This window comes from Cupriavidus sp. GW822-FHT02D05 (genome assembly GCF_058802485.1).
In genome coordinates this window covers 79,662-93,692 of sequence record NZ_JBXAOE010000007.1, presented here as the reverse complement: position 1 = coordinate 93,692, position 14,031 = coordinate 79,662, and the positions used below count along the sequence as shown (strand labels likewise).

The following is a 14,031-nucleotide window of genomic DNA, read 5'->3' as shown; positions in this document are numbered from 1 at the left end:
TCAGTCGCCTTCGAACACCGGGCGCGTCTTGGCCACGAACGCGTCGTAGGCGCGGCGGAAATCCCGGGTCTGCATGCAGATGGCCTGCGCCTCGGCCTCGGCCTCGATGGCTTCGTCCAGGCCCATATTCCATTCCTGGTGCAGCAGCTTCTTGGTCACGCCGTGGGCGAACGTCGGGCCAGCCGCAATCTGCGCGGCCAGTGCCTGCGCCTCGGCGAGCACAGCGTCCGGCGCATGCAGCGCATTGAAGAAGCCCCACTGCAGCCCTTCCGCCGCGGTCATCGCGCGGCCGGTGTAAAGCAGCTCGCTCGCACGGCCCTGCCCGATCACGCGCGGCAGCAGCGAGCAGGCGCCCATATCGGCGCCGGCCAGTCCGACCCGCACGAACAGGAAGGCGGTCTTGGCCTGCACCGTGCCCAGACGCATGTCCGAGGCCAGCGCCATCATCGCGCCGGCGCCAGCGCAGATGCCGTCGACGGCGCTGACGATGGGCTGCGGGCAAGCCCGCATGGCCTTGATCAGGTCGCCGGTCATGCGCGTGAATTCCAGCAGCTCCGGCATGGTCATGCGCGTGAGCGGGCCAATGATCTCGTGCACGTCGCCGCCGGAGCAGAAGTTGCCGCCGGCGCCGGTGATGACCACCGCCTTGATATCGGTGGCGTAGCACAGGCCGCGGAACAGGTCGCGCAGCTCGGCGTAGGAATCGAACGTGAGCGGGTTCTTGCGCTCGGGGCGGTTCAGCGTCACAGTGCCGACCTTGCCGTCGGCCGAGACCGACCACAGGAAGTGCCGCGGCTGGTAGCCGGCGAAGCTGCGCTTGTGGTGGCGCATGTCCAGTGCTATCTCACTCATCTCGTTTCTCGCTTGTTCGTTCTGATTCTGGTTGGCTTGCATGCGTTGGCGATCAACCCGCCATGACTTCGCCGCCGGCCACGGCGATCGACTGCCCGGTAATCGCGCTGGCCGATGGCTGGCACAGCCACGCCACGGCGTCCGCGACTTCGTCGGGCTGCACCAGCCGCCCCTGCGGATTGCCCTTGGCCAGTTCGGCGCGGGCCTGCGCCTCGGTACGGCCGGTCTTGCGCACGATGTTGGCGACCGCGTCGCGCACGATGTCGGTTTCCGTATAGCCGGGGCAGACCGCATTGACGGTGACACCACTGCTCGCCGTTTCCAGCGCCAGCGCGCGGGTCAGGCCAATCACGCCGTGCTTGGCCGCGCAATAGGCGCTCACATAACCATAGCCAACCAGCCCGGCCGTGCTGGCCACATTGATGATGCGGCCCCAGCCGTTGGCGAGCATGTGCGGCAGCGCGGCCTGCGTGCAGAGAAAGGTGCCGGTGAGGTTGACCTCGAGCATGGATTGCCATAGCGCAAGATCGGTCTTGCCGAACGGCGCGCTGCGCGCCTGGCCGGCATTGTTGATCAGCAGGTCGATGGGCCCGGCCTTGCCGGCGGCGTCGGCAAAGGCCGCTGCCACGCTGTCGGCCTGCGAGATATCCGCCGCCACAGTGCAAAGCATGGCGGGCGACACGACCGCCTCGGCCAGCGTATCGGCGGTGGCCGCCAGCGTAGCCGCGTCGCGGCCCAGCAGGGTTACGCTAGCGCCGTGCGAGAGCAGGCGGCGCGCGATGGCAGCGCCGATGCCGCGCCCGCCGCCCGTGACCAGCGCGTGCCGGCCCTGCAGGGAAAGATGCGCATTCATGCTCAGTGATCCTCCGGCTGGCGGGCTTGCTGGGCTTGACGGGCTAGTTGTGCCGCTCGCTCCAGATTGGTCTCGAGCTGGCGCTTGCCGGCCTGGTATTGCTTGGGCCAGGCCAGGTCGCGATGCCCCAGCCGCGCCGCCTCGTGAATGGTCCACGCGGGATCGGCCAGGTGCGGACGGGCAATCGCGCACAGGTCCGCGCGGCCGGCGGCGATGATGCTGTCGACGTGATCCGCCTCGAAGATCGCGCCAACAGCGATGGTGGCGATGCCGGCTTCGTTGCGGATGCGGTCGGCAAACGGCGTCTGGTACATGCGGCCGTACACCGGTGCCTGGTCCGGGCTCACCTGCCCGGACGAGCAGTCGATCATGTCGGCGCCCGCGGCCTTGAAGGCGCGCGCAATCTCGATCGCGTCGTCGGGCGTGATCCCGCCTTCGACCCAGTCGTGGGCCGAGATCCGCACGGACATCGGGCGCTCCTGCGGCCATACGGCACGCACGGCGGCAAAGACTTCCAGCGGGTAGCGCAGCCGCGCTTGCAGCGAGCCGCCGTATTCGTCGCTGCGCTGATTGGTCAGCGGCGAGATGAAGCTGGAGAGCAGGTAGCCGTGGGCGCAGTGCAGTTCCAACCAGTCGAACCCGGCTTGGGCAGCGCGCCGCGCGCTGGCCACGAAATCGTCGCGCACGGCGTCCATATCGGCGCGGCTCATCTCGCGCGGCACTTGCGAGATGCCCGGCATATACGGCAGCGGCGAAGCCGACAGCACGGGCCAGTTGCCTTCGGCGAGCGGATAGTCCATCTGCTCCCAGCCGAGTTGCGTGGAGCCCTTGCGCCCGGCGTGGCCGATCTGCATGGCGATACGTGCGTCGCTGTTGGCATGCACGAAATCGACAATGCGGCGCCAGGCATCGCGCTGCTCATCGTTCCACAAGCCCGGGCAGCCCGGGGTAATGCGCGCATCCGGCGAGGTGCAGGTCATTTCCGCCACCACCATGCCCGCGCCGCCGAGCGCGCGCGCGCCCAGGTGCGTCAGGTGGAAGTCGCCCGGCACGCCGTCCTCGCAGGAGTACATGGCCATCGGCGACACCACCACGCGGTTCTTCAAGGTGACATTGCGCACGCGGTACGGCGTGAACATCGGCGGCACGGCGCGAGCCTCGGCCGCCTGCCCGGTGCTGGTGGCCTTGGCGACGTTGGCAGCCGCCTGCCCCGCCAGCCAGCGCTCGAAACCCTCGACATAGCCGGGGTCTCGCACACGCAGGTTCTCGTGCGAGATGCGCTGCGAGCGCGTCAGCAGCGAATAGGCGAACTGCTCCGGCGCCAAGCCCGCGTAGCGCTCGACATTTTCGAACCACTCGGTGGAGTTGCGCGCGGCATTCTGGATCTTGAGCACTTCTACGCTGCGGGTGGCCTGGTAGCGCTCCAGCGCCTGCGGCAGCACGTCGGCGCCGCCCGCGCCGGCATCGCGGATATTGTTGGCCAGGTCGATGGCGTCTTCCAGCGCCAGCTTGGTGCCGGAGCCGATCGAGAAATGCGCGGTATGCGCGGCGTCGCCCATCAGCACCACCGGCACGCGGCGGCCATCGGCCAGCGTGTTCCAGCGCACCCAGGTGCCGCAGATCACGCGGGGGAAACGAATCCAGTTGGCGGAGCCGCGCAGGTGCGTGGCGTTGCTGATCAGCGCATTGCCATCGAGGTAGCGGGCGAACAGCCGTTCGCAATAGGCCACCCCCTCCTCCTGGCTCATCTGCTCGATGCCGGCGGCACGCCACACATCTTCGGGCGCTTCGACAATAAACGTCGACGTGTTGTCGTCGAAGCGGTAGGCATGGGCCTGGAACCAGCCGTGCTCGGTTTTTTCAAAGGCGAAGGTGAAGGCGTCAAACAGCTTGCGCGTGCCGAGCCAGACAAAGCGGCACAGCCGGGTATCGATATCGGGCTGAAAGGTCTCGGCATAGCGCCCGCGCACGCGGCTGTTGATGCCATCGGCGGCAATCACGATGTCGGCCTGGTATTGCCGCGCCAGTTCCTGGTCGTCCGTCACGTCGGTCTCGAACACCAGGTGCACGCCGAGCGCCTCGCAACGCGCCTGCAGGATGTTGAGCAAGCGCTTGCGACCGATGCCGATAAAGCCATGCCCGCCGGAGCGCAGGGTGCGCCCGCCGATATGGATATCGATATCGTCCCAGTGGTTGAACGCCGCGTTGATCTGCTCCGCGCTGACCGGGTCGGCCTGCTTGAGGTTGTCCATGGTGGCATCGGAGAACACCACGCCCCAGCCAAAGGTGTCATAGGGCCGGTTGCGCTCCACCACGTAGACCTCGTTGGATGGGTCCCGCAGCTTCATCAGCAAGCCGAAGTACAGGCCCGAGGGGCCACCGCCGATACAGAGCACTCGCATTTTTTCGTCTCCTGCGTGCCGGCGTGGCCCCTGGGATTCTGAGTTCCAGGAGAACCGTGCGGCACATGCGATGCGCCGGTAGCGCATCTAGATCATGCTTAAATATTTGATACTTAAAATATTAGTCGGCATGCGGCCCCCTGGCAAGGACAATCTTTTGCGCAGTGCAGCGCCAGCCGGAAGGCGGGCGCCCCTGCCTTCAGCCTTGCATCGCCGTGTGCAACTGCGCGAGTGCGGTGGGATCCTCAATCGTGGTCAGGTCGCCCGGGTCACGCCCTTCCGCCACCGCTTGCATGGCACGGCGCAGCAGCTTGCCGGAACGCGTCTTGGGCAGCGCGTTGACGAAGAACACGCGTGCCGGGCGCGCCACTGCCCCCAGTTGCTGGTCCACCGTCTTCATCACATCGGCCTCCAGCGCCAGCCGGTCTGGCTGGGTGGCGGTATGGCCCGCATCGCGCACGATCACAAAGGCCATCGCCACCTGGCCCTTGAGCGCATCGTGCACACCCACCACCGCTACCTCGGCCACTGCCGGGTGCGACGAAATGCTCTCCTCGATCTCGCGCGTGCCAAGACGGTGGCCCGCCACATTGATCACATCGTCGGTACGGCCGAGGATAAAGATATAACCATCCTCGTCCTGCACACCCCAGTCGAACGTGGAATAGCAGCGCCGTCCCGGCACGCCGGACCAATACGTCTTGACGAAGCGTTCGTCGTCGCCCCATACCGTGGTCATGCAGCCCGGCGGCAGCGGCCCGTCGATGGCGACCACGCCCTTTTGCCCCGGCGGGCATTCGGCCCCGGTGGCCTCGTCGACGATCTTCAGGTCGTAGCCGTACACCGGCACGCCCGGCGAGCCGAGCTTGGCCGGCAGCGGGTCAAGGCCGCGCTGGATCGCGATGATCGGCCAGCCCGTCTCGGTCTGCCAGTAGTTGTCCACCACCGGCTTGCCGATGCCCTGCTGGATCCAGCTCGCGGTGGGCTCATCCAACGGCTCGCCGGCCAGGAACAGCAGGCGCAGGCTGGACAGGTCGTAGCGCGTGAGCCAGGCCGGGTCCTGCTTCTTCAGCACGCGAATGGCGGTGGGCGCGCTGAACATGATGTTCACGCGGTACTGCTCCACCAGTTGCCACAGGATGCCGCCGTCCGGGCGGATCGGCGTGCCTTCGTACATGATCGTGGCCATGCCCGCCAGCAGCGGCCCGTAGACGATGTAGCTGTGCCCCACCACCCAGCCGATATCGGAACTGGAGAACATGGTGTCGCCAGCCTTGCCGCAGAAGATGTACTCCATCGAGGCCGCCAGCGCGACCGCGTAGCCGCCCGTATCGCGCTGCACGCCCTTGGGCTTGCCGGTGGTGCCGGACGTGTAAAGCACGTAGGACGGCTCGCTCGATTCGAGCCATACGCACGGCACGCGCGCCGTGCCAACGCGCTCGCGCCAGGCGCCATAGTCTTCATCGCGGCCAGGCGTGAGCGCCATCGGGGAAAGCTGGCGATCCACCAGCAGCACGCGCTCCGGCTTGTGCGTGGCCAGTTTCACCGCCTCGTCCAGCAACGGCTTGTAGGGCACTACCTTGCCGGCGCGCGAGCCGGCATCCGCACTGACGATCACGCGCGGCTGCGCATCGTCGATGCGCGCGGCCAGGCTCACCGAGGCAAAGCCGCCGAACACGACGGAATGAATGGCGCCAATGCGCGCGCAGGCCAGCATGGCAAACGCGGCCTCGGGAATCATCGGCATGTAGATCAGCACGCGGTCGCCCTTTACCACACCCAGCTGCTGCAGGATTGCGGCCATGCGGTTGACCTCGTCGTGCAATTCGGCATAGCTGCAGGTGCGGTGCAGGCCGGTTTCAGTCGATACGTAGATCAGCGCGGCCTGGTCCGCGCGCTCGGCCAGATGACGATCGACGGCGTTATGGCAAAGATTGGTGCGGCCACCGACGAACCACCGGGTGAATGGCGGGCAGCTGTCGTCCAGCACGGTGTCGAACGGGGTTTCCCAGTCGATGCGGCGAGCCTGTTCAGCCCAGAAGCCTTCGGGGTCGCTCAGCGAGCGGGCGTGCAAGGCACGGGTAGCCGTCATGGCTTGTCTCCTCCGCTTGGATGCGGGTTATTGGTTTGTTTGTGGGGTTGTTTGTTGGTTTATTGATTTGCTGTCGCTAGTTTGCCACCACCGGGGCGGCATGGCGCCTGGCATGCCGTGGCCGATCCGAGCCACTGGTTCCCGCAGTCTGCGCATGCCGCCTTACGCAAGGCTTACCCACAATGCGCCGCACCAGGCAAAAGGGCGTGCCATTGGCACGCCCTTGATCTGGCTCAAACCCACTACCGCTTTAGCGCGCGTGCGCCTTGGTCTTCGCCGGCCCCGCCGCTGATTTGCTGGCCGCCTTGGCACTGGCCGGCTTGGCGCTGGCCTTGGCTGCCGAAACGGTCGGCGCAGGCTTGGCCGATGACCTTGCCGTGGCCGCGGCGCCCTTGCGCGGCGCGGCCTCGACCGTCACGCGCTGGCGCGGCGCGGCGCGCCCCTTGGCCGTTCCCCGCGCCGGCTCGGCCCGCACCGGGACCAGCGCGGTAGCGGTGGGAGCCGGCTCGGGCGCGCTGACGAAGCGGGAGCGCGCCGGCACCATCAGCACCAGGCTCTGCCCCGCCACCAGCTTGGTGCCGGAGAGCTTGTTCCAGGACTGCACCTGGCCAGCCGACACGCCATAGCGATGCGCAAGCGTTGCCACCGTATCGCGCCGCCCGGCCCGCACCACCACGCGGCGTGCGTCCGGCACGTCTGGCTCCATGGCCATCGTGGCGCTTTCAGCCAGCGTGGCGCTGATGTCCTGGTTGTGATCCTCGGAGCGCGGCACCACCACCGTGGAGCCGGCCTTCAGCCGCATGCCTTTGGGAATGCGGTTGATCTCGCGAATCGTGTCCGCATCGATATTCAGCCGTGCCGCCAGTGCCTCGATGCGCTCGCGGTTATCCACCGTCACGGCCGTCCAGCTCGACAGGCCGCCACGGTAGGTGTTCAGGTTGTACTGGAAGCGCTCGGCGTTATCGAAGGGCAGCAGGATCTGCGGATTTGCCGCGCCCAGGATCACCGGCCGGTTGAAGGACGGATTGAGCGCCTTGAACTCGTCGAGCGGCAGGTTGGCGAGCTTGGCCGCCAGCTTGACGTCGATGTCGCGCGAGGTGGTCACCGTGACAAAGTACGGGTGATCCGGAATATCCGGCAGCTTCACCCCATACATCTGGGGATTGGCAATGATGTTCTTGACCGCCTGCAGCTTCGGCACGTAATAGCGCGTCTCGTTGGGCATGCTCAAGCTGGCGTAGTCGGTCGGCAGCCCGCGCGCCTGGTTGCGCGCGATGGCGCGCGACACCGCGCCCTCGCCCCAGTTATATGCCGCCAGCGCCAGTTGCCAGTCGCCGAACATGTCGTACAGCCGCTGCAGGTAGTCCAGCGCCGCGTCGGTCGAGGCCAGCACATCCCGCCGCTCGTCGCGGAACATGTTCTGCTTCAGGTTATAGCTCTTGCCGGTGCTGGGAATGAACTGCCACATGCCGGCCGCCTTGGCGGTGGACTCGGCCTGCGGGTTGAACGCGCTCTCCACGAACGGCAGCAGCGCCAGCTCCGTGGGCATTTTGCGGCGCTCCAACTCCTCGACAATGTGATAGAGGTAGCGGCTTGAGCGCCCCACCATCCGTTCCATGTATTCCGGGCGCTGCGCGTACCACTGCGTGCGATCGTCAACCAGCGTGCCTTCCAGGTCCGGCATGCCGAAGCCGCGGCGGATGCGGTCCCAGATGTCGCTCGACGGCCCGCGCAACCAGTCCAGGCTGTCGCGGTCCACGTTGATGACACCTGCGCTGTTGATCGAGTTGAGCGGATCAGGCTTGGAAATCGCGGGCCTGGAAGCGGAGGCGGTCGCTGTGGCGCCATCGGCGCCCTCGGGCGGAGTGGGCGTGCTGGCACACGCTGCAAGCAGCGCGGCACACGCAACTACCGCCAGTAATCGACCAATTTTCATTAAGTTCTCAAATCGTGACGCTAAAAATTTGCCTGATGCTAAGAAAAAGCGGCTTTCGCGTCAATGAAATTCTCCCTGCCGCGGCACTGGGCCGAGGCCGGCTGGGACGTATCGGGTACGTGAAAAACGCCGTCCCGGCCAAGCGCGCCCAAGGCTTGCGGGCGCACGGAAGGACGTAACGGCAAGCGGGGATCAGCGCAAATCAGCGGAAATTATCTTTCCAGCCACGCAGCGCGCCAAAGGCCGCTGCGTCATTGCCGGCCACCCCGCCGGCGTGGGCCGCCACCGCCTCGCGCACCGCGGGCACACGCGAGCGCAGGAAGGGATTGACCTCGCGCTCCTGCCCGATTGTGGTCGGCACGGTCGGTGTGCCGACCGCGCGCAACGCATCCACCCGTGCCTCCCAGGCTGCCAGCTCGGCATTATGCGGCTCCACCGCGCGGGCGAACCGCACATTGCTGCGGGTGTACTCGTGGGCGCAGTACACCCGGGTGGCGCCGGGCAGCGCCGCCAGCTTGTCCAGCGACGACAACATCTGCGCCGGCGAGCCCTCGAACAGGCGGCCGCAGCCGCTGGCAAACAGCGTATCGCCACAGAAGACCGAAGGCCCTGCGCCCGGCAGGTCCGCCACGTACGCGACATGGCCGGCGGTATGGCCCGGCACGTCGAGCACCTTGAGTTGCAGCGACGGGTGCACCACGTTCACGGTATCGCCCTCGCGCACCGCCACGGTACGTGCGCCGATGCGCTCGCCGGCCGGGCCAATGACCGGCAACGGGGCGCCATCCGGCGCGGTGGGATGCGCCGCCAGCAACCCGGCCACCCCGCCCTGGTGATCGCCATGGTGGTGGGTGATTACAATAGCGCCCAGCGTCAGCCCCTCGCGTGCCAGGAAGGCTTCGACCGGCGCGGCTTCGCCCGGGTCGACCACGGCGGCGCAGTGACCGTCGTGGATTGCCCAGATATAGTTATCCTGGAATGCGGGAATCGGCTCCACCTTCAACATGCGTGCTCCTATGTCCAAGCGTCCGATTATAAATTGGGAAGACTGGCTTGCCTCGCCTCCCGGGCAATACATGCTCGAGTGGGAGCAGGCGCAGTACGACCGGATCGTGGTGGATATCTTCGGCTACCACGCGGTGCAGCTCGGCCTGCCGCACATCGACACCCTGCGCGAGAACCGCATGCCGTTCTCCGCACTGGCCCTTGCCCCCGGCAACGGACCCCACGGCCCACGGGCACAGGCCGATTCGCGTCAGTTGCTGTGCCGCTTCGACGAACTGCCGTTCGAGACGCAAAGTATCGATCTGATCACCCTGCCCCACATCCTGGAGTTTTCGGAAGACCCGCACGAGGTGCTGCGCGAGGTGTCCCGCGTGCTGATGCCGGAAGGCCGGGTGGTGGTGACCTGCTTCAACCCCATGAGCCTGTGGGGCGCCCGCCAAGGCCTCAAACGGCTCGGCGCCGACCCCTTCCTGCCCAACGACAGCCAGTCCATCGGCTTCGTGCGCATCAAGGACTGGCTCAAACTCCTGGGTTTCGATATTATCCGCGGCCGGTTCGGCTGCTATTGCCCACCGTACCGCACCGAGCGCTGGCTGCAGCGCGCCGCCTTCATGGAGAAGGCCGGCGACCGCTGGTGGCCGATCTTCGGTTCAGTCTATATGATCTCGGCGGTCAAGCGCGTGCGCAATATCCGCCTGGTCGGCCCCGCCTGGAAGAGTCCCAAGGCTGCGCTGTCGCCAGTCGCCGCGCCGGTGGCAACCCCCACGGGCACCCACGGCAAGTCCCCCGGCGACGAGCATTAAGCGCCATCCAAGCGCTGCCGCCCCCCCAATCACCCCGGTTGGCCCCGCCTCATCGCGGTGCCACCCTTAGCTTAGCCAATACCCAATACCCAATGGAACCCAGCGAAATCGAAGACGTCATCATCTATTCGGACGGCGCCTGCAAAGGCAACCCCGGGCGCGGCGGCTGGGGCGCCGTGCTGGTGTCCGGCACCAACGAGAAAGAGCTGTTCGGCGGCGAAGCCCTCACCACCAACAACCGCATGGAAATGACGGCCGTGATCGAGGCCCTGCGCGCGCTCAAGCGCCGCTGCCGGATCAAGGTCTACACCGACTCCCAATACGTGCAGAAAGGCATCGGCGAATGGCTGCCGGGCTGGAAGGCCCGCGGCTGGAAGACCGCCGACAAGAAGCCGGTAAAGAATGCCGACCTCTGGCAGGAAATGGACAAGCTCGCGCAGCAGCACGACATCACCTGGCACTGGGTCCGCGGCCACAACGGCCACCCCGGCAACGAACGCGCCGATGCCCTTGCCAACCGTGGCGTCGACTCGCTCAAGGGATAAAGCCGGCCCCGTACCGCCTCATAGCGCCCCACACCGGCCCGACTTCCCCCGCCCCACCGGTTAGAATGCCCGCCATGCGACAGATCGTTCTCGACACAGAAACCACCGGCCTGAGCGCCGCCACCGGCGACCGCCTGATTGAAATCGGCTGCGTGGAGCTGCTCAACCGCCGCCTCACGGGCAGGCATCTGCACTTCTACGTCAACCCGGAACGCGATATCGACGAAGGCGCGATCGCGGTGCACGGCATCACCGTAGACTTCCTGGCCGACAAGCCCAAGTTCGCGGAAGTGGTCAACGAGATCCGGGACTTCGTCCAGGACGCCGAGCTGATCATCCACAACGCGCCCTTCGACCTTGGCTTCCTCGACATGGAGTTCAAGCTTGTCGGGCTGCCACCGTTTCGCGAGCACGCTGGCAATGTGATCGACACCCTGCGCGAAGCCCGCCAGATGTTCCCCGGCAAGCGCAACTCGCTGGACGCCCTGTGCGACCGCCTGGGCGTCAGCAACGCCCACCGTACCCTGCACGGCGCATTGCTCGATGCCGAGCTGCTGGCCGAGGTCTACCTCGCCATGACGCGCGGGCAGAACTCACTGGTGATCGACATGCTCGACGGCGGCGGCGCCGAGAGCGACGCAGTGGCCGCCACCGACCTCTCCCGCCTCGACCTGCCCGTGCTGATGGCCAGCGAAGATGAAGCCACCGCCCACCTGGCGGTGCTCAAACAGCTGGAAAAGGCGAGCGGTGGCAAAGTCGTATGGAAGGAAGCACCGCCGGCGAGCGAAGCCGCATAGACGGGGCAAGATTGCCGGCCGAAAGTAGCCAACGGATTTTTTGCAGAAATTTCCAGGAAGGGCTTTACAAGATACAACGGCGCTGACATAATCTTGTTTCTCTGCAGCACAGCAGTAACAGCGCAGCAGCAGGGGTGGTTAGCTCAGCGGTAGAGCACTGCCTTCACACGGCAGGGGTCACAGGTTCAATCCCTGTACCACCCACCAAATTAGTGGCTAGCAACTGCCTACGTTGCCGAAAAACCCAGACAGCGAAAGCTCTCTGGGTTTTTTGTTGCCCGGTATCGGCCAACGCGCCAGGCCGGGAGAGTCAGCTCGGCCAATCATTTGCCGAGCCCCTGCTGCTGACTCTGGTGCCGCTTACCCTGGTGCTGATTACGCTGCGTATCCGGGCAGGCCGACAGCCAGCTTGCCTTTTGCCAGCGTGATGCCTCGCCGGACCGCTGCGTGAAAGTCGGCGCTAAGGTCCTCGACGGCGATGGCGCGGCGAAAGAAGTCCGCCCACACGAACTCCGCAAAGGCGGTAGGCGTCTTGGTGTAGCCACCAGCGTCCCGGACATACCCGGCCAGCGACCGATATGGATCGTCGACCAGTTTCTCCAGGTGATGGGGAACCGCAGCGTAGCAGTGCCGCACGCCGTGTTCGTCCAGGGGATGAACCCATAGGCTCTTATCCATCTGCACCCAGAAATCGTCCTGCGCGCAAGCCGACAGATCGGCTTCCACGGTGAAAAATCCACTGGTGACGCCGGCCTCCAGGGCAGCCCGCCCGAGATGATGGTGATCGGTGATGTAAAGCTTGCCGCCCGGCCCGTTTACCGCCGGGATCGGATGGGCCTGCAGGAACTCGCGCTGCTCCGCAGGCTTTAGCGAGGCCAGGTGTTTCTTCTTGTCCTGCACTTCGATCATGCCCACCGTCAGTTGCGTCGGGTGGAGTTCGTGAATCAGGGATTCGCGGACCGCTGCCATGTTGCCCTCCTCTTCATTCTTCCGCACAGGTTCTGCACAAGGCAAGATTAGCAGGCATATCGCCAACGATCAGAACGAATAAGGGCTTGGGTGCGCGGGAGGCAGCCAAGCCGGATGCGGGTTTCGCTCGCCGTCAGGTGCGCCGGTAGTGCCGCCGGCAATGCCGGACAGGTCTTCCCCGCACCTTGGGTTCGCGATGAAAGATGGCCCGGATCGCGAACGCGTACACCCCGACGATCAGCAGGGCAGCGACAAGGAGGGGGAGAACCGGCATGACGGACTCCGATCGGGCCTGCTCCAACGCTCACCGGCCATGGCCGCCACCGTTATGACCACCGCCGCCATGACCACCGCCATGACCCTCCCCATGCCCCTCGCCGTGGCCGCCATGACCATGGTGACCATCACCGCCGTGGCCACCACCATGGAAGAACACGGCACCACCCCCATAAAACCCGGGCCACCAGAGCCGTAGTCATAGTAGGGGCCATAGGGGTAAGCGGGATAGTAAGCGCCGTAAGGATAAGTGCCTTCGGGCGGATAGCCGTAGCCATAGCCGTCATATGCAGGCACTGCCGCGCACCCGGCCAGCGTCATGGCCGCAACGATTGTGAGGATTTTGATACATGTGCCCATCGCCAATTCCTGACGCGTTCGTGTAGTTAGACACGAATTTCCAGTGCACATTCCAGGTCCCCGCCTGGCCCAATGCCGGATATGCGCGGCCAGGGGAAGTCGCGGTGCTTGCCCGTCACTACTAGCCGACAAGGCTGGCCGGCGCCCTACAAATTAACTACGGCTCCACCTTCCGACGGCCGATAGTCCAGCAACCGGGATAGCTCCCCCGCCGCACTCCTCACCTGTTCCACCATGCCATCGAGCCGCTCCGGATCGATCCGCGAAGCCGGGATGGTGGCGCCAAGCGCCGCCACTACCTTGCCGCTGCGGTCCCGCACCGGCGCGGCGATGGTCGAGATGCTGGTTTCGAAGAAGCCTTCCTGCAGCACGTAGCCGCGCTGGCGGTCGCGCTGGACCATGTCGAACAGGGCTTCGACGGTCTTGGGCGTGCTCTCCGAGAAAACTTCCAGCTGCGGCTCGGGATAGAGTTCACGCAGTTCCGCCAGCGTCAGGTCTTCAAGCAGCACGCGGCCAAGCACGGTGGCGTGCGCCGGCAGCCGGGTGCCGACGTTGACCGAGCTGGCGAACGGCGTAGGCGCCACGGACTTGGCCACGTAGACGATGGAGCGGCCGTCACGCACCACCAGGTTGCATGGGAAGTTGATCTCGTCGCGCAGGCGGTCCAGCAGTGGCCGGCCGAGTTCGGTCAGCTCCAGCGAGGCGAGGTAGTCAAAGCCAAGACGCAGTACCGCCATGCCGAGCCGGAATTCACGGCCGCCATCGGTGCGCTCGACAAAGCCCATCATCTCCAGCGTGGTCAGCAGGCGGAACACCGTGGAGCGCGGGACCTGCAGCCGGCGCGCCAGCTCGGCGGCAGACAGGGTCCGCTCGTTGCGGCTGAACTCGCCCAGCAGGCGCAGGCCGCGTTCCAGCCCCGGCACGATGTACTTGTCCTGGAGATCGGTAGGCTCGAGGGCATCTGTCATGGTGATATCTCTGCGAATGAGTACTTTGGCGTGCTATATGGTAACGGCTTTGGCTTCGGCCCTGCCCTGCCCTGCGGCCCGGCCGGTGCGGATGACGCACCTTGCATCCCGATGCGCCGCCCGCGACTGTCCGATATAACACGCCCTGCATCTATCCTCCAGCACTTCCATCA

At 65.9% G+C, this 14,031-nt stretch carries 12 protein-coding genes and 1 tRNA gene; 4 read left to right on the top strand and 9 right to left on the bottom strand.

The window, feature by feature from the left end:
* The 6 genes from AC1RQK_RS11320 to gloB all read right to left on the bottom strand — a co-directional run bounded on the left by AC1RQK_RS11320 (nucleotide 1) and on the right by gloB (nucleotide 9,141).
* Nucleotides 1-852: an enoyl-CoA hydratase family protein gene (locus AC1RQK_RS11320; RefSeq protein ID WP_492809152.1), complete on the bottom strand. Its 852-nt coding sequence runs from the start codon at nucleotides 850-852 to the stop codon at nucleotides 1-3.
* 52 nt (nucleotides 853-904) lie between these two features.
* Complete coding sequence (locus tag AC1RQK_RS11315; RefSeq protein WP_174423353.1) at nucleotides 905-1,705, bottom strand: SDR family NAD(P)-dependent oxidoreductase; 801 nt, start codon at nucleotides 1,703-1,705, stop codon at nucleotides 905-907.
* A 2-nt stretch (nucleotides 1,706-1,707) separates the two neighbouring features.
* The gene (locus tag AC1RQK_RS11310) at nucleotides 1,708-4,107 is read right to left on the bottom strand and encodes a bifunctional salicylyl-CoA 5-hydroxylase/oxidoreductase (protein WP_492809151.1); all 2,400 of its coding nucleotides are present in this window, start codon (nucleotides 4,105-4,107) and stop codon (nucleotides 1,708-1,710) included.
* 199 nt (nucleotides 4,108-4,306) lie between these two features.
* A complete protein-coding gene (locus AC1RQK_RS11305; RefSeq protein ID WP_492809150.1) occupies nucleotides 4,307-6,199 on the bottom strand; it encodes a propionate--CoA ligase in 1,893 nt (630 codons plus the stop codon).
* Between the two features lie 250 nt (nucleotides 6,200-6,449).
* Nucleotides 6,450-8,135 carry a transglycosylase SLT domain-containing protein gene (locus AC1RQK_RS11300; protein WP_492809149.1) on the bottom strand — a complete coding sequence of 562 codons (1,686 nt, stop codon included), beginning with the start codon at nucleotides 8,133-8,135 and terminating at the stop codon, nucleotides 6,450-6,452.
* A gap of 202 nt (nucleotides 8,136-8,337) precedes the next feature.
* Nucleotides 8,338-9,141, bottom strand: coding sequence for a hydroxyacylglutathione hydrolase (gloB, locus tag AC1RQK_RS11295; RefSeq protein WP_492373905.1), 804 nt, complete (start codon nucleotides 9,139-9,141; stop codon nucleotides 8,338-8,340).
* Between the two features lie 10 nt (nucleotides 9,142-9,151).
* Between gloB and AC1RQK_RS11290 the strand changes: the two genes are divergently transcribed.
* The 4 genes from AC1RQK_RS11290 (at nucleotide 9,152) to AC1RQK_RS11275 (ending at nucleotide 11,492) form a co-directional block, all read left to right on the top strand.
* On the top strand, nucleotides 9,152-9,943 hold the full coding sequence (locus AC1RQK_RS11290) for a class I SAM-dependent methyltransferase (RefSeq protein WP_459371350.1): 792 nt from the start codon (nucleotides 9,152-9,154) through the stop codon (nucleotides 9,941-9,943).
* 107 nt (nucleotides 9,944-10,050) lie between these two features.
* Nucleotides 10,051-10,488, top strand: coding sequence for a ribonuclease HI (rnhA, locus tag AC1RQK_RS11285; protein ID WP_150983353.1), 438 nt, complete (start codon nucleotides 10,051-10,053; stop codon nucleotides 10,486-10,488).
* Nucleotides 10,489-10,562: 74 nt separating this feature from the next.
* The gene (gene dnaQ, locus AC1RQK_RS11280; protein ID WP_492375980.1) at nucleotides 10,563-11,285 is read left to right on the top strand and encodes a DNA polymerase III subunit epsilon; all 723 of its coding nucleotides are present in this window, start codon (nucleotides 10,563-10,565) and stop codon (nucleotides 11,283-11,285) included.
* A 132-nt stretch (nucleotides 11,286-11,417) separates the two neighbouring features.
* A tRNA-Val gene (locus AC1RQK_RS11275) sits at nucleotides 11,418-11,492 on the top strand.
* A 168-nt stretch (nucleotides 11,493-11,660) separates the two neighbouring features.
* Here the strand turns inward: AC1RQK_RS11275 and AC1RQK_RS11270 are convergent.
* The 3 genes from AC1RQK_RS11270 to AC1RQK_RS11260 all read right to left on the bottom strand — a co-directional run bounded on the left by AC1RQK_RS11270 (nucleotide 11,661) and on the right by AC1RQK_RS11260 (nucleotide 13,858).
* Complete coding sequence (locus AC1RQK_RS11270) at nucleotides 11,661-12,254, bottom strand: ParB-like protein (protein WP_492375979.1); 594 nt, start codon at nucleotides 12,252-12,254, stop codon at nucleotides 11,661-11,663.
* 237 nt (nucleotides 12,255-12,491) lie between these two features.
* Nucleotides 12,492-12,890 carry a hypothetical protein gene (locus tag AC1RQK_RS11265; protein WP_492809148.1) on the bottom strand — a complete coding sequence of 133 codons (399 nt, stop codon included), beginning with the start codon at nucleotides 12,888-12,890 and terminating at the stop codon, nucleotides 12,492-12,494.
* 146 nt (nucleotides 12,891-13,036) lie between these two features.
* Nucleotides 13,037-13,858: an IclR family transcriptional regulator gene (locus tag AC1RQK_RS11260; RefSeq protein ID WP_459371356.1), complete on the bottom strand. Its 822-nt coding sequence runs from the start codon at nucleotides 13,856-13,858 to the stop codon at nucleotides 13,037-13,039.
* Nucleotides 13,859-14,031: the final 173 nt, after the last annotated feature.